Here is a 22,565-nt window from a genome sequence, read left to right as displayed (position 1 = left end):
CCAAGTGCGCAAACTGCTGCCGCTGCTGAGCACCAACCCGCACGGAGGCGGCCGTTCCGCCCTCACCTGTCGGTTTCGCTGTGGTGACGCCTGCTTCCACGAGGTGCCCAACACCAGCGACAACGAGTACGTCGGCGACGTCATAGCCGGCGCCTACTCCCGCCGTTCGATGATGCGCACCGCCGCCGTCGTCACCGTCGCGGCCGCCGCCGGTGCCGCCGTCGTCGGTTCGGGCAGCACCCCCGCCGTCGCCTCCCCGGCCGACGGCCAGGGCTACGGGCACAAGCCCGGCAAGCCTTCCGACGGCGCCCGGGGCCTGCGCTTCGCGCCCGTCGCGCCCAACACCGCCGACAAGGTCACGGTCCCCTCCGGCTACGAGCAGAACGTCGTCATCCGCTGGGGCGAGCCGATCCTCCGCGGCGCCCCGGCCTTCGACGCCGACAAGCAGACCGCCAAGGCGCAGGCCGGACAGTTCGGATACAACAACGACTTCCTGAGCCTGCTTCCGCTCCGTGGCGAGCACAACCGCCAGGTCCTCGTCGCGAACCACGAGTACACCGACGAAATCCTGATGTTCAAGGGTTACGACGCCGCCAACCCGACCCGCGAGCAGGTCGAGATCGCCTGGGCCGCCCACGGTCTCTCCGTCGTCGTGGTCCAGGAGGAGCACCGCTCCGGCAAGCTCACGCCCGTCACCCGGCACCCGCTCAACCGCCGCCTCCACACCACCAGCGCGTTCGAGCTGACCGGCCCCGCCGCCGGCTCCGCGCTGCTGAAGACCTCCGCCGACCCGTCCGGCCGCAAGGTCCTCGGCACCCTCAACAACTGCGCCGGCGGCACCACCCCGTGGGGCACCACCCTCCACGGCGAGGAGAACTTCAACCAGTACTTCGCCAACGGCTCCAGCGCCACCGACAAGCGCTACGGCATCGGCACCGGCGCCTCCGAGCGCAAGTGGGAGCGGTTCGACAAGCGCTTCGACCTCAAGCAGGAGCCCAACGAGGTCCACCGCCAGGGCTGGGTCGTCGAGCTCGACCCGTACGACCCCGACTCCACCCCGAAGAAGCGCACCGCGCTCGGCCGCTTCAAGCACGAGGCCGCGCAGCCCCGCCTCACCGAGGACGGCCGGCCGGTCGTCTACATGGGCGACGACGAGCGCTTCGACTACTTCTACAAGTTCGTCTCGTCGAAGCGGATGAAGAAGGGCGGCTCCCGCGCCGCCCGCGAGCACAACCTCACCCTGCTCGACGAGGGCACCCTCTACGTCGCCAAGCTGACCGGCGACAGCCCGGCGGCCGAGATCGACGGCACGGGCAAGCTGCCCAACGACGGTGAGTTCGACGGCAGCGGCCAGTGGATCCCGCTCGCCACCGGCGACGTCTCCCACGTTCCGGGCATGACCGCCGAGGAGGTGTACGTCTTCACCCGCCTCGCCGGTGACAAGGTCGGCGCCACGAAGATGGACCGCCCCGAGGACGTCGAGCCGTCCCCGCGCTCCGGCCGCGTCTACGTCGCGCTCACCAACAACTCCGACCGCGGCAAGGCCGGCAAGGCCGGTGCGGACGAGGCCAACCCGCGCAACCTCAACAAGCACGGCCAGATCCTGGAGCTCGCCGAGCACTGGGACGACCCGTCCTCCGACGGTTTCGCCTGGCGTCTCTTCCTCGTCGCCGGCGACCCGAACGACCCGGCCACGTACTTCGCGGGCTTCCCCAAGGAGAAGGTCTCCCCCATCTCCTGCCCGGACAACGTCGCCTTCGACCCGCACGGCAACCTGTGGATCTCCACCGACGGCAACCAGCTCGGCTCGCACGACGGACTCTTCGGTGTCGCCACGAAGGGCGAGCGCCGCGGTGAGCTCAAGCAGTTCCTGACGGTCCCGAAGGGCGCCGAGACCTGCGGCCCGATCATCCAGGACCGCCGCGTCGTCGTCGCCGTCCAGCACCCGGGCGAGATCGACGGTGCCTCCGTCGAGAACCCCAAGTCGGAGTGGCCCGACGGACCCGGCAAGATCGTCCGCCCGTCCGTGGTCGCCGTCTGGCGCAAGGACGGTCGCGACATCGGCGTCTGAGCCGAGTGAGACGTGGTGTGGGGGGCGTGGCACCGCCCCTCACACCACCCCCAGGCCCTCCCTGAACCGTACGAACTGCTCCTCCGGATCCCCGGTGTACGACCACGGCACCCACGATGCCCGCGCCCCGAGCATCCCCAGCACCTCTCGTGCCACCTCCACCTGGCCCGCGTAACACGCCGCGTGGGCCAGGTAGTTGAGGTCCGGCACCTCCTCCGGTGCCACCGGACGACCCGGCTCCCGGCCGCCGATCCAGCGGGCGTGCGTCCGGCGCAGCTCCGTCACCGCCAGCTCGTGCTTCCAGTGCTGGTCGAAGCCGCGCACCGGGCCCCGCCCGAGCGCGCCGTCCGCGATGTAGCGGTACTCCTCCACCCGCGCGAGCTGGACCAGGATCGGCAGCGGCGAGCCCGGTGGCGCCACGCCGGCCGCGTCCCGGGCGAAGTCGTACATCGCGCCGTGCGTGCCGTGCCACCGCGCCGACCAGTAGCGCAGCAGCTGCGCGTGACCTTCCGTGTTGTACGGGTCCCTCCGCCGCAACTCGTCGAACCACTGCCGTAGTTCGCGCCGCTGCACCCCGCCCTCGTAGAGCCGCGCCACCGACAGGAGTGAGACCCACGGCATCGGGTCCGCGGGCGCCGCCTGCGCCGCGCCGAGGCAGGAGTCCACGGTCGCGTCGAGCCGTCCCCGGTCCACGATGCTGCCCCGGCCGGCCGCGATGGCCGTGTCGAAGACCCGTACCACCTCGGTCGCGGCCCGTAGCACCGCCGCGTCCGGACTGTCCGGTTCGGCCGCCCGCCAGGCGTCGACCGTCGAGCTGCCCGCGGCGGCGTGCGCCAGGAGCCGCAGCCGGTGCGTCCGGCGCGGCCAGTCCTCGCCCGTCGCCCGCAGCAGGTCCCGTACGCCCTGCCAGCGGCCGATGACCATGTCGTGGCGCGCCTCGGTGAGCGCGCGGTCCCCGAAGTCCGGGTCGAGGTCGGGCGTGAAGCGCGTCGAGCGCGCCGAGCGGGACGGTCGGCGGAGAGCGGCCATCCGGGTCCTCCCTCGGAAACCTGTAGTTCGGAAACCAGTAGTTCAGTGACCAGTAGTTCAGTGACCAGTAGTTCAGAAACCAGAAGCTCAGTGACCGGTGGCTCGGTGACCGGTGGTCGAGTGGCGAGTGGGAGCCCCGCCGTCAGAAGTCCGTGGCCAAGCTCTCGTCCGCCCGCCGGGCCCGCGGCCTCGTCGGGCCGAACGGGTCCGCCGCCGCCAGCGCGCGCGCCGCGTCGAGTCGGGCCGGGCGGTAGTACGCGCTCCCCTTCCGCCAGTACACGAGCATCGGGACGACCCCGGCGAGCAGCCCGCCGAGGCCGATGGTCAGGGAGGTCGTGGAGAGTTCGCCCAGCGACTCGACGAACGCCCACAGCATGAACGCGGCGCCGAGGAGCGGCCAGGCGCCGCCGACGAGGAAGTTGCGTACGGAGGTCAGCAGCATCCCCTTGTACGCGACGACCGCGGCGATGCCCGCGAGGCCGTAGTAGAACGCGATCTGGAGGCCGATCGCGGAGACCGCGTCGCGGAGGATCGACCCCATGGAACCGGCGGCGGCCGCCGCGCCGAACATCAGCAGTGCCGCGGCCCCGACGGCGGCGATCGCCACCCACGGTGTGTTCCAGCGGCGGTGCACGGTGCCGAGCGCGGCCGGCATCGTGCGGTCGCGGCCCATCGCGAACAGCGAGCGGGTCACCTGGATGAGGGTGGTCTCCAGAGTGGCGACCGTGGACAGCAGCACCGCGAGGATCAGCAGTTTTCCGCCGACGCCCGGCCAGATCTCCTGGCCGAGGACGGCCAGGACGTTCGCCCCCGCGGACTCGATCTGCCCCGCGCTCAGCAGCACGTTGACCGCGACCGTGAACGCCTCGAAGAGCAGGAAGACGACGCCGACGCCGACGAGAGCGGCGAGCCCGGCGGTGCGGCGGCTGTTGCGGGTCTCCTCGCTGAGGTTGCTGGTGACGTCCCAGCCCCAGTAGTAGAACGCGGCGATCAGCGCACCCGAGGCGAAGCCGGCCGGGCCGTCGAAGTGCTCGAAGCCGAACCAGGACCAGTCGAAGGCGGTGGCGTGTCCGCGGTGCAGGACGGCGGCCAGGACGAACGCGACGAGGATCAGCATCTCGACGCCCGACATGAGCAGTTGGGCCCGTACGGTGAGCCGGGCGCCGCCGAGGACAACGAGCAGCATCATCAGGAACCAGCCCGCGCCGACTGCGGCGGCCAGCGGGGTGTTGTCGGCGAGTTCCGGATCGATCAGGGAGAGCGTCATCGCGCCGGCGGGCAGCGACCCGGCGACCATGAAGACGGTCGCGGAGACGACGAGGGCCCAGCCGGAGAGGAAGCCGAGGAAGGGGTGGAGGGTGCGCCCCACCCAGGAGTATCCGGCGCCCGCGTTGACGTCGATCCGGCCGAGGCGGGCGTAAGCGAGCACGATGCCCAGCATCGGTATCGCGCAGTAGAGCAGCGCCGCCGGTCCGGCGAGGCCGACCGTGCCGAAGAGGACGGCGGTGGTGGCGGCCAGCGAGTAGGCGGGTGCGCTGCCCGCGACGGCCATGACGATCGTGTCGAAGGTCCCGAGGACATTGGGCTGGAGGCCTCTGCCGGTGGTGGTGCGCATGGCGGATGTCCTTGGGGGCACGTGGGGGTGGCGCAGGACGAAGTGACCGTGTCGCCGGGTCACTTGTTCGCCGGAACGAGCACGGATCAAGGTGAATCGAGCGCATCGTAGTCGCACCTGTGGATTCCGGTAACGGCGGTATGGAGGGTTCCGTTCAGTGACCGCCGGTAAGGGCATCCGTACGCCCCGCGTCGGGTGTTTAGTCCGTCTCGCGCCGGGGAGTGGCGATGGCCCGGGCCGCGCTCACCTCCTGGCGCAGCGGTGCGAGAACCCCCTCCTCGTCGCCGTTCAGCTCCGTCCGTACCTCCACCAGGACGGCGCTGCTGCGCAGCCCGTCGGCGAGCTCCCGCAACTCTTGTTCCACTTCCGCCACTTCCGCCGGGTCGGGGGCGGGTGCGCCGTGGTTGACGCGGACTCGGGCGGCGGTCGTCGCGTCGACGATCCGTTCCACGGCGACGACCAGCGGCCACCAGGCGGAGGCGACGGTGCCGGTCGGCGGCGGTTCGGTCAGGGCGCGCTGGAACTCGGAGCGTACGGCCGACAGGTCGCGGTAGAGCCTGCGCCGGGCCCGGATCCGGGCGGCCTGGTCCGCCTGCTCGGGCGTGCAGAACGCGCGGTTCACATAGTCCGCGGAGTCGGCGACGGCGTCCGCGAGCCGGTCGCCGATCCGGCTGTGCCAGGACTCCGGCCAGAGCAGGTATCCGGCGACCAGCGCGATCGCGCACCCGACGAGCGAGTCCCACAGCCGGGGCAGGACGAGGTCGAAGCCCTGGTGGTTGAGGAGGTCGGAGAGCAGCAGGATGACGGGGGTGATCGCCGCGGTCTGGAAGGCGTACCCCTTCGCGGAGAAGGCCGGGATCAGCCCGGCGAGCACCAGCATGATCGGGACGTACCACCAGCCGCGAGGCACCTCGGCGAAGACCAGGGCGGCGGTGACGAGCCCGACCGCGGTGCCGGCGGCGCGCAGCACGGCGCGGGAGAAGACGGAGCCGAAGTCCGGCTTCAGGACGAAGGTGACGGTGAGGGCGACCCAGTAGGAGCGGGGTACGTCGATGAGCGAGACCAGCGCCTGGGCGAGGCCGATGCAGAGCGCGAGCCGCAGCCCGTACCGCCAGGACGCCTCGGAGAACAGGACGGAGCGGGCCGTGCGCCGGACCCGTACGCGCAGGGCGGCGGGGCGGCCGAGGCGGTCGTCGACGTTGAAGGGGTTCGGTTCCGCTTCGTGTACGACGGTCGCGGCATGGCGCAGGGCCTGGTCGACGGCCTTCTCGGACGGGCGCACGGCCTCCGGGAGGTCCAGGACGGGGGTGCCGGTGCGGCCGTCCTCCTCGATCGTGTCGGCCAGCTCGCGCACGGCGGCCGGGATCTCGGCGGGCAGCGGCCGGTGGAACCGCCGGGCCGCGAAGTGCGCCGCGGGGGCGGCCTCCACCAGCGGGATCACCACGTTCAGCTGGGCGAGCAGCCGGACGAGGGTGGGCGCGCGGCCGTGGAAGCGGGCGCGCCGGGCGAGGACGAGGTCGTAGGACTGGTTGAGGGAGGTGGTGACGGCCTGGCGTTTCTCTTCGTACGTCTCCGACCCGGCGGCTTCGAGGACTTCGGCGACGGCCCGGTACGTGCCGGCCACCGCCACCCGCTCCGGGATGCCGCCGCGCATCGGCCAGCCGAGCAGGGTGAGGAACAGGACCACGACGCCGCCGAGGGTGAGCAGCAGGGGCGCCTTCCACCAGGGCTCGGGCATGGGCAGGCCGGCGCCGACGACCGCGTTGAGGAGGAGCAGCAGGCCGGAGACGGAGGCGACGGCGCCGATCGAGGAGATCATCCCGGAGACGAGCGCGACGAGGGTCAGGACGACGACGGCGAGCCAGCCCTGGTCGAAGACGAGGGTGCCGAGGGTGACGCCGAGCGCGCCGAAGAGCTGGGGGACGGCGATGTTGTAGAACCGCATCCGGTACGCGTCTGCGGTGTCGCCGATGACGCCGGACAGGGCGCCCATGGAGACGAGGGCGCCGTAGACGGGCTCGTCGATCGCGAAGCCGACGGCGAGGGGCGCGGCGAGGGCGACGGAGGCGCGGGCGACGGCGGCCCAGGGGATGGGCGCGGCAGCGGGTCGAAGCCCGGCGGTGAGCCAGGGGGGCGGGGTGAGCCGGGGGGTACGCGCCATGCGACCAACTTACGGCGGGGAGCCTGTCCATCCCCGTTGCGACCATTCGTTCCACGGGCGGTGCCCACGAGCCTCCCGGCCTGCCGCCCACCGTGTGGGCAATCGTCCCGCTGGGCGGTACCCACCCTCCCGCTCGTCCCACCCCGTTGTGGGCAACTGTTCCGCTGGGGCGGAAGGGGTGGGCACAACGGAACGGCGCCCTTGCCGGGCCCAGGCTCCCGGTGCCTACGGGTGCGGCGCCGTTGTGGGTTGTGCCCACCCTCCCCCAGACTCCGTCCGGGGGGACCCCCAGCCCTGCGGAACGCCTGCCCACAACCTGGTGGGGCGGGGGCGTCAGCTGCGGTAGCTTTCCACCTCCGCGGCTGGGCGGACCGCCGCCGTGTCCGGGTCCTCGCCGAATTCCGCTTTCGCTCGCCGCTGGCGCAGCAGGTCCCAGCACTGGTCCAGTTGCACCTCCAGCTCGGCGAGCCGGGTTCGCTCCTCGTCGAGCAGCCCGCCGACCCGCTGCCGCAGGGCCCGCTCCTCCTCGACGAGGGCGCCGATGTTCGCCAGTATCTGCTCGTCGTCGTACATCTGGTCCATGTAATCCAGCGTGGCCGATCAGCGGCCCGTGTGCAGGTCGAGCTCGGCGAGTACGGCCCGGTGGTCCGACCCCGCGAGGTCGAGGAACCGCACCCCGCGCACCCGGAAGTCGTCGCTGACCAGCACATGGTCGATCTGGACGTACGGCGGCAGCGCCCCCTGGCCCTCCCGCGGCCACGTCGGAGTCCGCGCCGCGCCCGCGAGCCGGGCGGCGTCGTGGAGCCCGCCGGCGTCGAGGAGCGAGCGGAAGGCGGCGTGGTCCTGGGAGGCGTTGAAGTCGCCGGCGAGGATCACGGGCCCGCCGTCGCGGTGCGCGGCGGCGAAGTCCTCCACCCGTCCCAGCTCGCGCTTCCACCGGTCGATCTGGCGGGGGATCGGCGGCAGCGGGTGCGCGAGCCGGAGCTGCACGGTCCGGCCGCCGATCCGCGCCGTGGCGCCCGGCATTCCCATCACGGCCGGGATCGGGGGCTGCGCGGCCAGCGGGTACGCGCTCAGGACGGCCGATCCCTTCGCGCCCCAGTCGTCCACGACCGCGCGATGGGGGAGGTCCGCGCCCACGGCGGCGACGAGGGTGCGGACACAGTCGCGGTCGCACTCGGAGACGTACACGAGCTGCGGCCGCTCCCGGCGCACCGTCTCGGCCAGCGCCTGCGTGCCCTGGCCGAACTCGACGTTGGCGGTGAGCACGCGGAGCCGTTCGACGACGGGGCCGCGGGCGGTGGTCGTGTCCGGGCCGTACGGCAGGACGAACCAGGCGGTCACCGCGAGGACGACCGCCGCCCATCCGGCGAGCAGCCGCCGCCGCGCGACCAGCGCGAGCAGCAGTCCGAGACCGGCCGGGACGGCCAGCCAGGGCAGGAAGGACAGCAACTGCGGTACGGGGGTGACCGCGTCGACGCCGATGAGCCGGCATCCGACCACCACGCTCGGCACGGCGAGCGACAGTCCCGCGGCCCAGGCGGCGAGGCGCCGTCCGGGCCGTACGGGGGGCGGGAGGGACTCGACGGCGGTACGGACAGAGGTCACGCCCTCAGTGTCGCAGCGCCTGCTGGACCTCCGCCGTCGTCTCCCCCGACAGCGTGCGATTGCTGCGCGCCGTCCCGGTCTTGGACTTCCCCGGCTCCACGCCGTCGATGTTCACGACGACGACGTCGAGCAGATTGCCGCCGTCGTCACGGAAGTTGACCAGGACCGTGTAGTCCGCGTTCTTGTCGAGCGGGTTGGTGGCGGTGAGCTCCGCGGTGGTCCGGTCTCCGTCGACCGCGGTCGGGCCGGCCTTCACATCGCCGGTGGCGTTCACCCCGTCCTTGACCTGGTTCATCTTCTCCTGCGCCGCTGAGGCGGCCGCGGCCGTGGCGGAGGCGACGATGTCCTCCGCCGCCTGCTGGCTCTCCTCGGTGCAGCCGGTGACGCCGGTCACCGCCAGGGCGAGGAGGGCGGTGGCGGAGACGGCGAGGGCGCGGCCGCGCCTCATGCCACGCCGCTCTTGCGGAAGGAGGTGTCGTCCGTGGCCAGCGCCCAGATCACGAAGATCGAGATGGCCATCGAGAAGAGCGCCCACCAGGGGTGATAGGGCAGGAAGAGGAACTGGGCGACGACGTTCAGGGAGGCCAGGGTGATGCCGCCCATCCGTCCCCACTCGGATCCCTTGAGGATCCCGGCGCCCGCGAGGCCGACGAGGATGCCGAGGATGAGGTGGATCCAGCCCCAGCTGGTCAGGTCGAACTTGAAGACGTAGTCGCCGACGCGGGTGTAGACGTCGTCCTCGGCGATGGCGGCGATGCCCTGGAGGATGTCCAGGATGCCGATGACCACCATGAGGACACCGGCGAACAGAGTGCCGCTGGAGGCCCCTGTGCCGCCGGAAGCAGCCTGGGGCGCGCGGGGTGCGGTGTTCTGGCTCATGGGCTCATCGTCCGGCCGTTGCCCTGGAAGCGATCGTTCAACTGCTCCGAACGAGTGAGCGGACGCCGGACGCGCACGGCGCACACGGCCGGGCGCGCACGGCTCGGGCAGCCGCACGCGGCCGGACGCACGCACTGGGCCACAGCCGGGCGCACGGCCGAGCTCAGACAGCGTCGAGGAACGCGGCGAGCGCCGCGTCGAACTCCTCCGGACGTTCCAGGTTCGGCATGTGCGCGGCCCGTTCCACGACCACGAGTCCGGAGTCGGGAAGCAGCGCGTGCATCGCCTCCGCGTCCGCCACCGGGGTGTACGCGTCGTCGCGGCCGACGACCACCAGCGCGGGCACGGAGACGGTGCGGAGCATGTCCGTGTAGTCGGGGCGCTCGGCCCGGCCGCGCAGTGCCGCCGCCGCTCCCTCGGGATCGGTGGCGCACATCATCCGGTGGACGTGGGGCGAGGCATGGGTGTTGTACGGCGCGACCATCCGGTCGATGACCTCGTCGGCGTACCCCTTCATGCCCTCCCGGACCAGCCGGTCGGCGACGGCGCGGCGGCCGGCCTTCCCCTCCTCGGTCTCGGCGCCGGGGAACGTGTCGGCGAGGATCAGGCCTCGGATGCGGTCGGGGAAGAGGCGGTGGCACTCCATGACGATCTGGCCGCCCATGGAGAGCCCGCCGAGGACGAACTCCTCGATGCCGAGGTGGTCGAGGAGGGCGGCGAGGTCCTCGGCGAAGGTGGAGAGCGGGGTGGTGCCGGGGACGACGGTGGTCGCTCCGTAGCCGCGCAGGTCGGGGGCGACGACCCGGTGCGTGGCCGAGAAGCGGTCGATCTGGGGCTGCCACATGGTGCGGTCGAAGGGATGGCCGTGGACCAGGACGAGCGCGGGGCCTGTGCCCCGGTCCTCGTAGCCGATCGTGAGTCCGTTGATCTCTGCGGAGGGCATGGTGCCGAGGCTAGGCAGCCGCTCCCCCTCGCTGCAATGGTGCGCCGGTTCCGGGGCGGAGTGGGCTCCGGGGCGGCGGACGCGGTGCGGATGGGGCTCGCCCCGCCCGTGCTCCCGGTCCGGACGACGCGCCGCGGCGGCCCGCCGCGCTTGCGTCGGGGATCCTGGACATCTAATATCCAGAACATGAGGATGAACGAGGGCGTCGAATGGGCGCTGCACAGCTGCCTCAATCTGGCCTGGATCGGGCCGGAGCGGGCGGTGACGGCAGCGCGGCTCGCGGCGTACCACGAGCTGCCCGCCGCCTACCTCAACAAGCAGCTCCAGGCCCTCTCCCGGGCCGGGATCGTCAGCTCGGTCTCCGGCCCCAAGGGCGGCTTCCGGCTGGCGCGGCCGCTCGACCGGATCACCCTCATGGACGTCGTCACGGCGATCGAGGGCCCGGAGGAGGCGTTCCGCTGTTCCGAGATCCGACAGCAGGGGCCCGGTGCCGGACCGGCCGGGAGCTACGGGGCCGAGTGCGCGATCGCGGGCGCCATGGGTGCGGCGGAGCTGGCCTGGAGGCGGGAGCTGGCGGCCCGCACCCTGGACGACGTCCGGGAACGGGCGGAGCTCCAGGCGCCCGCGGCCCCGGACCGTATCCGCCACTGGTTCGCCAACGCCTGACCGGCCGGCCGATCCGACCAGGGGTCCGATGTCGACGTGCCCTCCCGAACGGGAGGGCTTTTCAAGGGGGTAATTCTGGATGTTGAACGTCCAGGATAGAGAGCAGGGGAGCTGGGCCCGCGTCGGGGCGGTCACGATCGGCATCTTCACCGTGATGACGGCGGAGCTGCTGCCGGTGGGCCTGCTCACCCCGGTCGCGTCCGAGCTGGACGTGTCCGCCGGTACGGCCGGCCTGATGGTGACCGTCCCGGGCCTCGTGGCAGCCGTCGCCGCCCCGCTGATCGCCCTTCGGGCGGCCGGCGCCGACCGGCGGGCGGTCCTCGTCGTCCTGATGGCGCTCGTCGCCGCCGCGAACCTCGCCACCGCGGCCGCCGGACACTTCGCGCTCGTCCTCGGCGCCCGTGTCCTGCTCGGGATCGCCATCGGCGGCTTCTGGGCCCTCGCGGGCGGCCTTGCGCCCCGGCTCGTCCCCACCTCCGACATCGGACGGGCCACCGCCGTGATCTTCGGCGGGGTCTCCGCCGCCTCCGTCCTCGGCGTCCCGGCGGCCACCACGGCGGCGGAATGGACCGGCTGGCGTGGGGCGTTCGCGGGAGTGGGGGTGATGGCGGTGGTGGCGACGGCGGCTCTCGCGGCGCTGCTGCCCCACCTGCCGGGCACCCGGCGCGCCCCCCGACTCCGCACCGGGTTCGGAGGGCTGCTGCGGCTGCCGCGCGACAACGCGCGCGTCCGCACCGGACTGCTCCTCACCCTCCTCCTGGTGACCGGCCACTTCCTCGCCTACTCCTTCGTCCGGCCCGTGCTCGCCGAGCACGTCCACATCTCCGAAGGACTCGTCGGCGTGCTCCTCCTCGGCTACGGACTCGCGGGCGTGGCCGGGAACTTCGCCGCGGGCCCGGCGGCCGGCCGCTCCCCCCGCCGTACCCTCGCCGTCCTCTCCGCCGGCCTCACCGCCGCGCTCCTCGCGCTCGCCCTCACCGGGGGGACGACCCCGGCCGGCGCCGCCCTGCTGCTCCTGTGGGGGCTCGCCTACGGCGGGGTCTCCGTCGGGCTGCAGTCCTGGTTCATGGCCGCCGCACCCGAGGACGTGGAGACGGCGACCGGCCTCTACGTCAGCGTCTTCTGCCTCTCGATCGCGCTCGGTGCCCTCCTCGGTGGGCTGCTCGTCGACGCGACCACGCTCGTCGCGGTGCTCTGCACGGGCGCCGCGCTCACTCTGGCCGCCTGCCTGACGGCCGTACTCCCCGGAAGGAACCACACCTCATGACCAGCACCGACCGGCGCACGATCACCAACCCGGCGACGCTCCACGACCCGTCCCCCTTCGGCTACAGCCACGCCGCCTCCGCCCCCGGCGAACCGGTCTTCATCGGCGGCCAGTACGCCTCCGACGCGACCGGTTCCCCCGTCCCCGGGGACTTCGCCGCCCAGGTCGAGCTGTCCTTCACCAACCTCCGGCTCGCACTGGAGGGCGTGGGGCTCGGATTCGAGCACGTCGTACGACTCGGCTCATACATCGTCGACCACGACCTCGCGAAGCTGGAGGTGCTGGGCAAGGCGCTCCACGGTGCCTTCGGCGACCGGCTGCCCGCACAGACGCTCAGCGGGGTCGCGTCCCTGGCGCTGCCGGGGATGCTCTTCGAGATCGACGCGGTCGCGGTGCGACCTGCGGACTGATCCAGTTGCGGGGGCGGGGGCTTCGGGTGTGCCCTTGAGGATGGAGGGGGCGAGAGTGAAGGAGCTCCTGCCATGGCCGCACACGCAGCGGTGCCGACCCGACGGCACCTGAGTACCCACGGCTGGGGTCTGCCCGTCACGCTGGGCTTCGCGTACGGCTTCTGGGCCGCCGCCATCCAGCGCTCGGGCGGCATCATCACCTGGAACCAGGTCGGCATCGGGCTGGCCTCCGGCATCGTGCTCGCCGGGGCGGTGTACGCGCTGCGGCAGTGGGGCCACACCCTGCCGGTCGAGCTGCGCGCGGCGGCCTGGGCGGTGCTCGCCGGCTGCGCGGTCGGCTTCCTGTTCAGCCTGTCCGACAACAGCGTGCTCTCCGGGGCGGTGCTGGGCCTCGTGTCGGCCGCCGTCACGGGAGTCGCCTCGTTCTACCTGTTCTACACACACGAGGACACGCCCGCCCGCTCCCAGCCCCCGGCCCGCACCTCCCAGCCACCCGCCCGCACCTCCCCGTAGCCGCCGGTTCCTCGGAGCCACCGGTCCCCTGTCGGTCCGGTGGCTCCGCCGTCAGTGGCGGGAAGCCGCCGAGGCGATACGGGTGACGTCGGCCCGTTCCGCCGTCGGCAGGGGCGCGCCGGCCCGTTCGCGGAGTGCCGTCGCCGTCGCCAGGAGCGAGCGCGCCCGACCCGGGCGGCCCGCAGCGGCCTCCGCGCCGGCCAGCCCCTCCAGGGCGAGCGCGCGGGCGCGCGGGTCCCGGGTCGCGCGGGCCGCGGCGAGTGCCTGGAGATGCCAGGCGCGGGCCGTCTCCGCGTCGCCGCGGAGTTCGGCGACGAAGCCGAGCTCCACGAGGACGAGGTGATTGCCCGCCTCCGACGACACCTCCTGGTACCAGTCCCGGATCCCGAGCAGCAGCCTCTCCGCCTCGTCGAGACGGCCCGCCCTCCGCGCCCCGAGCGCGAGCCCCATCTCCGCGTACACCTCGCCGAACTTGTAGCCGTGCTCGGCCGCTCCCCGCCGGGCCCGCTCGTGCAGCGCCGCTGCCCGCTCCCAGTCGCCCGCGAGCAGCGCGAGCCGGCCGAGGCCCGAGAGCCGGGCGGAGCGTTCCGCCGCGAGCCCCAGCTCCTCCGCGAGCCGCAGCCCGTCCTCGTGCAGCCGCGCGGCCTCCGCGTAGTCCCCGTCGATCTGGGCGAGCGCCGCCAGCGGGGACACCGACTGCGACTGCCCCCAGACGTCGCCCAGCGCGCGGAACAGGGCCCGCCCCTCGCGCCCGTGCCGGCCCTGCGCCACCAGGTCTCCCCGCAGCAGTGCGTGCGCCGCCCGCAGGGTGTGGACGGCCGCCCCGACCCAGGGCCCGGCGTCCCCGAGTCCGTCGACGCCGTCGAGGATCCGCTCGCTCTCCGCGAGTTCCCCGGTGTTGAAGTGCCCGTACGCCACGAGCCAGCGCGCCCTCGCCCGCGCCTCCGGGTCGGCGACGGCCCCGTAGGGCAGCGACTCCGTGTCCGCCTTCTCCCCGCACAGCAACGCGAACCCGGCCTCCAGGCACCGCACTTCGGCCCCGTCGCCCGCCCTCGCCAACCGGCGTCGGCCCTCGCGCAGCCGCCCGGACAGCAGCCAGTACCAGGACAACGCGACCGCGAACCGCTCCGGCGCGGAGGCGGACGGCCAGGCGTCGAACGCCGCCCGCAGATTCGCGCCCTCCGCGTCCAGCCGCCGCAGCCACTCCCGCTGCCCGGCGCCCCGGAGCAGGGGTGCGGCGCGCTCGGCGAGGGCCAGGTAGTAGGCGCGGTGCCGGTCGCTCGCGGCGGCCTCGTCGCCGCTCTCGTGCAGCCGCTCCTTCGCGTACGCCGTGATCGACTCCAGCATCCGGTACCGCTCGCCGTCACGGACCACCAGCGAGCGGTCCACGAGCCGGCCGAGCAGGTCCACGACGTCGAGTCCGTCGTCGCCGCAGACGGCCTCGGCCGCGTCGAGCGTGCAGCCGTCGCGGTGGACGGAGAGGCGGCACAGCACGATCCGTTCGGCGGCGGAGAGCAGCTCCCAGCTCCAGTCGACGACCGCGCGCAGGGTCTGCTGGCGGGGCGGGACACCGCGCCGCCCGGTCGTCAGGATCCGGAACCGGTCTCCGAGCCGTACCGCCAACTCCCGTGTTCCCAGGGCCCGTACACGTGTCGCGGCGAGTTCGAGGGCGAGCGGGATGCCGTCGAGGCGGGCGCAGATCTCGGCGACTTCGGCGCGGTTGTCTTCGGTGAGCGCGAAGGCGGGGGAGGCGGCGGCGGCGCGCTCGGCGAAGAGGCATACGGCGTCGGCGGGCGGGAGGGGCTCGATCGGGCGCACATGCTCCCCGGGGACCCCGAGCGGCTCCCGGCCGGTGGCCAGGATCCGCAGCCCGGGAACGGTGCGCAGGAGTCCGCCGGCCAGGACCGCGACGGCGTCCACGACGTGCTCGCAGTTGTCCAGGACGAGCAGGCCCGGCCGGTCGCGGAGCGCGGCGGCGAGGCGCTGCGTGCCGTCGCCGGGACTGCCGAGGCGGGGCAGGGTGGCGGCCGTGTCGTCCCGGATCCCGAGCGCCCCGGCGACGGCCTCGGCGAGCTCGTCGGCATCCGCCCCACCACGCACCGCGCCGAGCTCGACGAACCACCCGCCCCCTGCCACCTCCTGCGCGAGCCGCGTCTTCCCGACACCACCGGTGCCGGTGAGCGTCACGAGACGCGCGCCGACGAGAAGCCCGCGAAGCTCACGCACCTCGTCGTGCCGCCCGACGAGGTGCGTCAGCGGCACGGGCGCCCTGCCGGGCGGGAGAGCACCGGGTTCGCGCGCTGCGGCGCCGCGCGCCGGACCGGCTCCGGCGATCGGCGGTTCGCCGGGGAGACCGGGGTCCGGCGAGGTGGTGGGGGGTGTGGTGGGGCGGCCGGCGTCCGGCCCGGTGGTGGGGGTTGTGGCGGGGAGGCCCGTGTCCGGCGAGGTGGTGGGGGGTGTGGCGGGTCGGTCGGGGTCCTGCCCGGTGGTCGGGGGTGTGGTGGGTCGGTCGGGGTCCTGCCCGGTGGTCGGGGGTGTGGCGGGTCGGCCGGCGTCCCGCCCGGTGGGCGGAAGTGCGGCGGGTCGGTTTCGGTCCGGGTGGGGCAGTTCCTGGCGGAGGATCGCCGTGTGCAGGGCCGTCAGTCCTGGGCTCGGATCCGCGCCCAGGTCCTCCGCCAGGTGGGCGCGGAGGTTCTCGTACGAGGCGAGGGCCTCGGCCTGGCGCCCGGCGCCGTACAGCGCGCGCAGGTGGGTCGCGCGCAGGCGTTCACGCAGGGGGTGCGCGGCCACGAGCGGGGCGAGTTCGGCGGCCAGGGTCGCGCACGCGCCGGGCTCCGCCGTCACCAGCCGCGCCTCGGCGTGGTCCTCCAGGGCCGCGAGCCGCTCCTCGGCCAGGCGCCCCGCCTCCTCCCGTACGAGAGGGTGGTCGGCGACGTCCGCGTACGCGTCGTCGCCCCGCCACAGGCCGAGCCCCTCGGCGAGCAGCGTCGCCCGCTCCCGGGCGTCCGGGACGCGCGCCCCGCGGGCGACGAGCGCGCGGAACCGAGCCGCGTCCGATTCGCCCTCCTCCACGGCGAGGAGATAGCCGGGTGCCCGCAGCAGGACGCGTTCGCGACCGAGGACCCGGCGCAGCGCGGAGACCTTGACCTGGAGGGCGTTGGCGGCGCGGGCGGGCGGGCGGTCGCCCCAGAGCGCGTCGATCAGCAGGTCCGTGGGGACGGGCCGCCCCTCGCGTGCCAGGAGGCAGCCGAGCAGGAGGCGCACCTTCGCCTCGGGGACGGTCACGGCCCGCCCCGACGCGTCCCGTACGGACAGTGGACCGAGCACCCCGAACCGCATGGCGAAACCGTAACCCACCCCTCTCACCCACCCCCTCACCCACAGCTTTCCGTCAGTCGATCGTCAGCCGCCCCGCGCAGAGTCGTCCACGTACCGACCACCACACGCGGGGAGTTGCGCGCACATGAGTACGTACGCAGGTCAGAAGGCCGTCATCATCGGCGGCACCATGGGGATGGGCCTCGCCATCGCCAAGCGCCTCGTCGAGGGCGGCGCCGAGGTGCTGCTCACCGGCCGTAACCCGAAGAACCTCAAGGAGGCGGCGGCCGAGCTCGGGCCGTCCGTCCACGTCGTCTCCTCGGACCTCTCCGACATGGACGCCGTACGGGCGCTGCCGGCGCTGATCGAGGAGCGGCTCGGCGGCGTGGACCTGCTCTTCGTGAACGCGGGCATCGCGGAGCTGGCGCCGATCGCGGCGGCCACGGAGGACCAGTTCGACCGGATGTTCGCGGTGAACATCAAGGGCCCTTACTTCACCGTGCAGGGGCTCCTGCCGCTGCTGAGGGACGGCGGCGCGCTGGTCTTCACGACCTCGGTCGCCGATGTGACGGGCACGCCGGGGATGAGCGTGTACTCGGCGACGAAGGCGGCGCTCTGGTCGTTCGCGCAGGCGCTCGCGTCCGAGCTGGTCGGACGGGGGATCCGGGTCAACGCGGTCTCGCCGGGCTACATCGACACACCCGGGGGCGGGGTCCAGGGGATCACGGAGGAGCAGCTCGCGGCGTTCCAGAAGGCCGGCGACGAGGCGACGCCGCTGCGCCGCCACGGCACGGCGGACGAGGTGGCGAAGGCGGCGCTGTTCCTGGCGACGGAAGCGACCTTCACGACGGGCGTGAAACTGGCGGTCGACGGCGGCCTGGTCCAGCACGTGACGGCCGCGGGCTGACGGGGCGGGGCCGGGGCGGCGGGGCGGACACCTGGGCCCGGCCGGCGGGGGCGACGGCAGGCGACGGCGGGCGACGGGGCGGGGTCCGTTCGCCGCGGGCCCGGGCGGGACACCACCTGCCTCGCCGCGCCCGTCCGTCCCCGGCCGCCCCGCCATCCCCCACCGCCCCAGTGACGCCTCAGCCCCCCACCCGTACAAACGACCCCCCGTCCTCCCCCTGGCATACCGGCCGGGCCCGTCGGAGACTGGTTGAAGCGGAACCGACGCCGGCAGCCGGGAGGACAGCGCATGACCGACCTCGCCATCGAGACCGAGGGTCTGGTCAAGGTCTTCGGTGAGAACCGGGCCGTCGACGGCATCGACCTGCGCGTTCCCGCCGGCACCGTCTACGGGGTCCTCGGACCCAACGGCGCCGGCAAGACCACCGCCGTCAAGATGCTCGCCACCCTCCTCCGCCCGGACGGCGGCCGGGCCCGCGTCTTCGGCAACGACGTCGTCAAGGACGCCGACACCGTGCGCGGCCGGGTCAGCCTCACCGGCCAGTACGCCTCCGTCGACGAGGACCTGACCGGCACCGAGAACCTCGTCCTGCTCGGCCGCCTCCTCGGCCACACCCGCCCCGCCGCCCGCGACCGCTCCGCGCAGCTGCTCACCGCGTTCGGGCTCGCCGACGCCGCCGACAAGCAGATCAAGAACTACTCGGGAGGCATGCGGCGCCGTATCGACATCGCCGCGTCCATCCTCAACACCCCTGACCTGCTGTTCCTCGACGAACCGACGACCGGCCTCGACCCGCGCAGCCGCAACCAGGTCTGGGACATCGTCCGCGCCGTGGTCGCCCAGGGCACGACCGTCCTGCTCACCACCCAGTACCTGGACGAGGCGGACCAGCTGGCCTCCCGTATCGCCGTCATCGACCACGGGAAGGTGATCGCGGAGGGCACGAAGGGCGAGCTGAAGGCCTCCGTCGGCTCGGGTTCGGTGCACGTACGGCTCCGGGACCCCGAGCAGCGCCCGGAGGCCGAGCAGGTCCTCCGGAGCGCCCTGAAGGCGTCCGTGCAGCTCGAACCCGACCCCGTCGCGCTCACCGCCACCGTCAACGGCCACGGAACCGACCTCGGCGCCGCCGAGCAGGCCGCGCGGGCGCTTGCGGAACTGGCGCGGGCCGGGATCACGGTCGACAACTTCGGGCTCGGTCAGCCCAGCCTCGACGAGGTGTTCCTGGCGCTGACGGACAGGCCCGCGGACGCGACCGGCCCCCAAGGGAACGGCGCCCCCGCCCCCGGCGCCCATACTCCCGGCGCCCCCGCCCCCGCCCCCGGCACCGACGGAACCGACACCGACCGGAAGGGACCGACGGCATGACCACCGTCACCACCGGCAAGGACACGCAGACCACCGACACCCTCGATTTCGTCGCCCCGAAGGCGGACGAACTCGCGGCGCTGCTCGTGGGCCAGTCCCGCCCGCCGCGCCCCAGCGCCCTCTCCGCCTCGATGACCTTCGGCTGGCGGGCGATGCTGAAGATCAAGCACGTGCCGGAGCAGCTGTTCGACGTGACGGCGTTCCCGATCATGATGGTGCTGATGTACACGTACCTCTTCGGAGGCGCGCTGGCCGGTTCGGTCTCGGCGTACATCCAGTTCCTGCTGCCGGGCATCCTGGTGATGAGCGTCGTGATGATCACGATGTACACGGGCGTCTCGGTCAACACCGACATCGAGAAGGGTGTCTTCGACCGCTTTCGTACGCTCCCGATCTGGCGGCCCGCGCCGATGGTCGGCTATCTGCTGGGCGACGTCGTCCGCTATCTGATCGCCTCCGCGGTCATGCTCACCGTCGGCATGATCATCGGCTATCGCCCGGACGGCGGCATCGCCGGCGTCCTGCTGGGGGTCGCGCTGCTGCTGGTGTTCTCGTTCGCGTTCTCGTGGATCTGGACCATGTTCGGACTGATGCTGCGCAGCGAGAAGTCCGTCATGGGCGTCAGCATGATGGTGATCTTCCCGCTGACGTTCCTGTCCAACGTCTTCGTCGACCCGAGCACGATGCCGGGATGGCTCCAGGCCTTCGTGAACAACAGCCCGGTGACCCACCTGGCGACGGCCGTACGCGAGTTGATGGCCGGGAACTGGCCGGCGGCGGACATCGCCTGGTCGCTCGGTTGGTCGGCGCTGTTCGTGGTCGTCTTCGGAGCGATCACGATGCGGCTCTACAACCGCAAGTAGTCACTGCCCTCGCGGGGTGGTCTGCTGGACCGCCCAGCGGTTGCCGTCCGGGTCGGCGAAGTACACGAACGAGCCCCACGGCTGGTCGTCGATGTCGCTGACCTCGATGCCGCGCCGCTTGAGATCGGCGTGGGCCTCCTCGATGTCCGTGACGACGACCTGCATGTTGTCGAGCGAGCCCGGCTTCATCTGCGTGATGCCCTTCCCGAAGGTGATCGAGCACGCCGATCCGGGCGGGGTCATCTGGACGAAGCGGATGTCGTCGCTGACGGGGATGTCGTGATCGGCGTGGAAGCCCACCTGCTCGTAGAAGGCCTTGGCCCGGTCGATGTCGGTGACGGGGACGCCGATCAGTTCCAGCTTGATGTCCATGAGGGCATCATGCGCCCGCTGGGATCCTGTCGCACGGCAACCTGGTCACTCGCCCCGTACGACCACCACCGAGCAGGGGGCGTGTTGGGTCACACGGGTGGAGACGGAGCCCAGGACCGCGGCCTTGAAGCCGGCGTGGCCTCGGTCGCCGACGACCAGCAGGGACGCGCCCTCGGCCTGGTCGACCAGGGCCTGGGCCGGGTTGCCGCTGACGACCGTACGGGTAACGCCGGCGGCGACGGCCGGATCCAGCGCCTGCGACAGGGCCTCGTCCAGGGACTGTTCGGCGAGCTGCTCGGGGTGGAAGTCCGGCGGTACCCCGGGCGCCGTCGCCCAGGACGCCGGGTACTCCCATCCCATCACCGCCTGGAGGGAGTCCCCGGTGAGGGCGGCCTGCCCGGCCGCCCACCGCAGTGCCTTCAGGGATTGCTCCGAACCGTCCACGCCCACCACGATCCTGCCGGCCATGTCGATCTCCGTTCGTTGCGCGGCACATCTGCGCCCCAACGTAACAAAGAGGATCAATCCAGGCGCAGATCGGCGAGCTGGCGCTCGAACGGCACGACCTCGTCGTCGTCCGCCTCCCCCGCCGGGCCCCGCGCCGCCACCAGGTCGGCGAGATCGTGGCCCGCCCGGGCGATCCGGGACGGCAGCCCGTCCGTGTACTCGTCGCCGCCCGAACCCCAGTCCTCCGAGGCCGCGTAGACGGCCGTCGGGACGACCAGCGCCCGCAGGTAGGAGAAGAGCGGTCGCATGGCGTGGTCGAGCACGAGGGAGTGGCGGGCGGTGCCGCCGGTCGCGCCGATCAGCACCGGCTTGCCGGTCAGCGCGGCCGGATCGATCAGATCGAAGAAGGACTTGAACAGACCGCTGTACGAGGCGGTGAACACCGGGCTCACCGCGATGACCCCGTCCGCTCCCGTCACCGCGTCGATCGACTCCTGGAGCTCCGCCGAGGGGAAGCCCGTGACGAAGTTCTTCGCGATGTCGACGGCGTGGTCGCGCAGTTCGACGACCCGGACCTCGACCACGTACTCCTGCTCGGTGAGCCGTTCCCGGGCCGCCTTGGCGAGCCGGTCGGCGAGCAGCCTCGTCGAGGACGGGGCGCTCAGCCCGGCGGAAACGGCGACCAGCTTCAGGGTCTGCATGACTCACGCCTCCTGGGTGCGTACGGCGGGGTGGAGCGGGGCGGTCGCCGGGACACCGGCCGGCCGCAGGTTGGCGAACTCCTTGCGGAGCACCGGGACGACCTCCTCGCCGAGGATGTCGAGCTGCTCCAGGACCGTCTTCAGCGGCAGACCCGCGTGGTCCACCAGGAAGAGCTGGCGCTGGTAGTCGCCGACGTACTCCCGGAAGGAGAGCGTGCGGTCGATGACCTCCTGCGGGGAGCCGACGGTCAGCGGGGTCTCGCGGCTGAACTCCTCCAGGGACGGGCCGTGGCCGTAGACGGGCGCGTTGTCGAAGTACGGGCGGAACTCCCGTACGGCGTCCTGGGAGTTCTTGCGCATGAAGACCTGGCCGCCGAGGCCGACGACGGCCTGCTCGGGGGTGCCGTGGCCGTAGTGCGCGTACCGCCGGCGGTAGAGGCTGACCATCTTCTCGGTGTGCTGCTTGGGCCAGAAGATGTGGTTGGCGAAGAAGCCGTCGCCGTAGTACGCGGCCTGCTCGGCGATCTCGGGGGAGCGGATCGAGCCGTGCCAGACGAACGGCGGGACACCGTCGAGGGGGCGGGGCGTGGACGTGAAGCCCTGGAGGGCGCTGCGGAACTTGCCCTCCCAGTCGACGACGTCCTCCCTCCACAGCTTGTGGAGGAGCGCGTAGTTCTCGATGGCGAGCGGGATGCCCTGGCGGATGTCCTGGCCGAACCACGGGTAGACGGGGCCGGTGTTGCCGCGGCCCATCATCAGGTCGACGCGGCCGTCGGCGAGGTGCTGGAGGGTGGCGTAGTCCTCGGCGATCTTCACCGGGTCGTTGGTGGTGATCAGCGTGGTCGAGGTGGAGAGGATCAGGTTCTCGGTCCGTGCGGCGATGTGCCCGAGGAGGGTCGTCGGGGAGGACGGCACGAAGGGCGGGTTGTGGTGCTCGCCGGTCGCGAAGACGTCGAGCCCGACCTCCTCCGCCTTGAGGGCGATGGCGACCGTGTTCTTGATCCGCTCGTGCTCGGTCGGGGTACGGCCGGTGGTGGGGTCGGTCGTCACGTCGCCGACGGTGAAGATCCCGAACTGCATCGTGCTCACCTCTCGCTGGGGCGTTCCCGGGCTATTGGTTGAAGCTTAAATCATCACGCTCAACCGTGGCTCCGAGCCCTGTATTCCGTGGGGTCTCTCTCATCGCCTTCACCGTACCGGATAACTATCCGTTTAGCTAGGAGTGGCCGGGCCCGCCCCTCCTCCGGCCCGTACTCTGGAGGGCATGTCCGACTACGAGCGCTGGAAAGAGCGCGGCGTCCTCCTGCGCGTCTTCGTGTACGTCTTCGCCACGCACGCGTTCGCCGGCTTCGTCTGGCTGCTCTTCTACGTGGGGCAGAACGCCCAGAAGTAACCACGGTCACGAGGAGGGCGAACAGGCCCTCCCGTAG

The 22,565-nt window shown here is 72.6% G+C and carries 22 protein-coding genes; 9 read left to right on the top strand and 13 right to left on the bottom strand.

Translation table 11 applies throughout. The features are described 5' to 3' along the window. Window positions 1-4 precede the first annotated feature (4 nt). On the top strand, window positions 5-2,071 hold the full coding sequence (locus tag ACFC0D_RS22780; protein ID WP_376438811.1) for a PhoX family phosphatase: 2,067 nt from the start codon (window positions 5-7) through the stop codon (window positions 2,069-2,071). Window positions 2,072-2,110: 39 nt separating this feature from the next. Here the strand turns inward: ACFC0D_RS22780 and ACFC0D_RS22775 are convergent, their stop codons facing one another. The 8 genes from ACFC0D_RS22775 to ACFC0D_RS22740 all read right to left on the bottom strand — a co-directional run bounded on the left by ACFC0D_RS22775 (window position 2,111) and on the right by ACFC0D_RS22740 (window position 10,306). Then, window positions 2,111-3,100 carry a hypothetical protein gene (locus ACFC0D_RS22775; protein WP_376438808.1) on the bottom strand — a complete coding sequence of 330 codons (990 nt, stop codon included), beginning with the start codon at window positions 3,098-3,100 and terminating at the stop codon, window positions 2,111-2,113. 142 nt (window positions 3,101-3,242) lie between these two features. Then, window positions 3,243-4,715 carry an APC family permease gene (locus tag ACFC0D_RS22770; RefSeq protein WP_376438805.1) on the bottom strand — a complete coding sequence of 491 codons (1,473 nt, stop codon included), beginning with the start codon at window positions 4,713-4,715 and terminating at the stop codon, window positions 3,243-3,245. Between the two features lie 199 nt (window positions 4,716-4,914). Beyond that, entirely contained in the window at window positions 4,915-6,876 is a 1,962-nt protein-coding gene (locus ACFC0D_RS22765) for an FUSC family protein (RefSeq protein WP_376438802.1), read from the bottom strand. A gap of 333 nt (window positions 6,877-7,209) precedes the next feature. After that, window positions 7,210-7,449 (bottom strand): DUF2630 family protein, encoded by a 240-nt coding sequence (locus ACFC0D_RS22760; protein ID WP_376438838.1) that lies wholly within the window; start codon window positions 7,447-7,449, stop codon window positions 7,210-7,212. 27 nt (window positions 7,450-7,476) lie between these two features. Continuing rightward, window positions 7,477-8,484: an endonuclease/exonuclease/phosphatase family protein gene (locus ACFC0D_RS22755; protein WP_376438799.1), complete on the bottom strand. Its 1,008-nt coding sequence runs from the start codon at window positions 8,482-8,484 to the stop codon at window positions 7,477-7,479. A gap of 4 nt (window positions 8,485-8,488) precedes the next feature. Then, window positions 8,489-8,932 (bottom strand): hypothetical protein, encoded by a 444-nt coding sequence (locus ACFC0D_RS22750; protein WP_376438797.1) that lies wholly within the window; start codon window positions 8,930-8,932, stop codon window positions 8,489-8,491. Then, window positions 8,929-9,363 carry a hypothetical protein gene (locus ACFC0D_RS22745; RefSeq protein WP_376438794.1) on the bottom strand — a complete coding sequence of 145 codons (435 nt, stop codon included), beginning with the start codon at window positions 9,361-9,363 and terminating at the stop codon, window positions 8,929-8,931. The genes ACFC0D_RS22750 and ACFC0D_RS22745 overlap by 4 nt, the downstream gene beginning before the upstream one ends. Window positions 9,364-9,526: 163 nt before the next feature. Continuing rightward, window positions 9,527-10,306 (bottom strand): alpha/beta fold hydrolase, encoded by a 780-nt coding sequence (locus tag ACFC0D_RS22740; RefSeq protein WP_376438792.1) that lies wholly within the window; start codon window positions 10,304-10,306, stop codon window positions 9,527-9,529. A 192-nt stretch (window positions 10,307-10,498) separates the two neighbouring features. Between ACFC0D_RS22740 and ACFC0D_RS22735 the strand changes: the two genes are divergently transcribed. The 4 genes from ACFC0D_RS22735 to ACFC0D_RS22720 all read left to right on the top strand — a co-directional run bounded on the left by ACFC0D_RS22735 (window position 10,499) and on the right by ACFC0D_RS22720 (window position 13,162). Continuing rightward, the gene (locus ACFC0D_RS22735; RefSeq protein WP_376438835.1) at window positions 10,499-10,972 is read left to right on the top strand and encodes an RrF2 family transcriptional regulator; all 474 of its coding nucleotides are present in this window, start codon (window positions 10,499-10,501) and stop codon (window positions 10,970-10,972) included. Between the two features lie 79 nt (window positions 10,973-11,051). Next, window positions 11,052-12,239 (top strand): MFS transporter, encoded by a 1,188-nt coding sequence (locus ACFC0D_RS22730; protein WP_376438789.1) that lies wholly within the window; start codon window positions 11,052-11,054, stop codon window positions 12,237-12,239. Next, window positions 12,236-12,649, top strand: a complete 414-nt coding sequence (locus tag ACFC0D_RS22725) for a RidA family protein (RefSeq protein WP_376438786.1) — start codon at window positions 12,236-12,238, stop codon at window positions 12,647-12,649. The genes ACFC0D_RS22730 and ACFC0D_RS22725 overlap by 4 nt, the downstream gene beginning before the upstream one ends. A 72-nt stretch (window positions 12,650-12,721) precedes the next feature. Beyond that, entirely contained in the window at window positions 12,722-13,162 is a 441-nt protein-coding gene (locus ACFC0D_RS22720; protein ID WP_376438783.1) for a hypothetical protein, read from the top strand. A gap of 51 nt (window positions 13,163-13,213) precedes the next feature. On the opposite strand, the gene ACFC0D_RS22715 is transcribed toward ACFC0D_RS22720, so the two are convergent. Then, complete coding sequence (locus ACFC0D_RS22715; RefSeq protein ID WP_376438781.1) at window positions 13,214-16,501, bottom strand: BTAD domain-containing putative transcriptional regulator; 3,288 nt, start codon at window positions 16,499-16,501, stop codon at window positions 13,214-13,216. 124 nt (window positions 16,502-16,625) lie between these two features. Here ACFC0D_RS22715 and ACFC0D_RS22710 point away from each other — a divergent pair, with 124 nt between their 5' ends. The 3 genes from ACFC0D_RS22710 to ACFC0D_RS22700 all read left to right on the top strand — a co-directional run bounded on the left by ACFC0D_RS22710 (window position 16,626) and on the right by ACFC0D_RS22700 (window position 19,615). Then, window positions 16,626-17,387 carry an SDR family oxidoreductase gene (locus ACFC0D_RS22710; RefSeq protein ID WP_376438778.1) on the top strand — a complete coding sequence of 254 codons (762 nt, stop codon included), beginning with the start codon at window positions 16,626-16,628 and terminating at the stop codon, window positions 17,385-17,387. A gap of 288 nt (window positions 17,388-17,675) precedes the next feature. Continuing rightward, the gene (locus tag ACFC0D_RS22705) at window positions 17,676-18,752 is read left to right on the top strand and encodes an ATP-binding cassette domain-containing protein (protein ID WP_376438775.1); all 1,077 of its coding nucleotides are present in this window, start codon (window positions 17,676-17,678) and stop codon (window positions 18,750-18,752) included. Beyond that, window positions 18,749-19,615 (top strand): ABC transporter permease, encoded by an 867-nt coding sequence (locus ACFC0D_RS22700; protein WP_376438772.1) that lies wholly within the window; start codon window positions 18,749-18,751, stop codon window positions 19,613-19,615. Before ACFC0D_RS22705 ends, ACFC0D_RS22700 begins: the two co-directional genes overlap by 4 nt. Here the strand turns inward: ACFC0D_RS22700 and ACFC0D_RS22695 are convergent, their stop codons facing one another. From ACFC0D_RS22695 to ACFC0D_RS22680, 4 genes are read right to left on the bottom strand one after another with little or no spacing between them, the layout of a single operon-like run. Next, window positions 19,616-19,987, bottom strand: coding sequence for a VOC family protein (locus ACFC0D_RS22695; RefSeq protein ID WP_376438770.1), 372 nt, complete (start codon window positions 19,985-19,987; stop codon window positions 19,616-19,618). A 45-nt stretch (window positions 19,988-20,032) separates the two neighbouring features. Next, the gene (locus ACFC0D_RS22690; protein WP_376438767.1) at window positions 20,033-20,455 is read right to left on the bottom strand and encodes a universal stress protein; all 423 of its coding nucleotides are present in this window, start codon (window positions 20,453-20,455) and stop codon (window positions 20,033-20,035) included. A gap of 53 nt (window positions 20,456-20,508) precedes the next feature. After that, window positions 20,509-21,135, bottom strand: coding sequence for an FMN reductase (locus ACFC0D_RS22685; RefSeq protein WP_376438765.1), 627 nt, complete (start codon window positions 21,133-21,135; stop codon window positions 20,509-20,511). A 3-nt stretch (window positions 21,136-21,138) separates the two neighbouring features. Then, window positions 21,139-22,215, bottom strand: coding sequence for an LLM class flavin-dependent oxidoreductase (locus ACFC0D_RS22680; protein WP_376438762.1), 1,077 nt, complete (start codon window positions 22,213-22,215; stop codon window positions 21,139-21,141). Window positions 22,216-22,399: 184 nt separating this feature from the next. Between ACFC0D_RS22680 and ACFC0D_RS22675 the strand changes: the two genes are divergently transcribed. After that, complete coding sequence (locus tag ACFC0D_RS22675) at window positions 22,400-22,528, top strand: DUF6126 family protein (protein ID WP_329118674.1); 129 nt, start codon at window positions 22,400-22,402, stop codon at window positions 22,526-22,528. The last annotated feature ends 37 nt before the right edge of the window (window positions 22,529-22,565 follow it).

This window comes from Streptomyces sp. NPDC056222, from assembly GCF_042264065.1.
Taxonomy (GTDB): domain Bacteria; phylum Actinomycetota; class Actinomycetes; order Streptomycetales; family Streptomycetaceae; genus Streptomyces.
The sequence above is the reverse complement of the archived record's forward strand: the minus strand, read 5'-3'. Positions and strand labels throughout refer to the sequence as shown.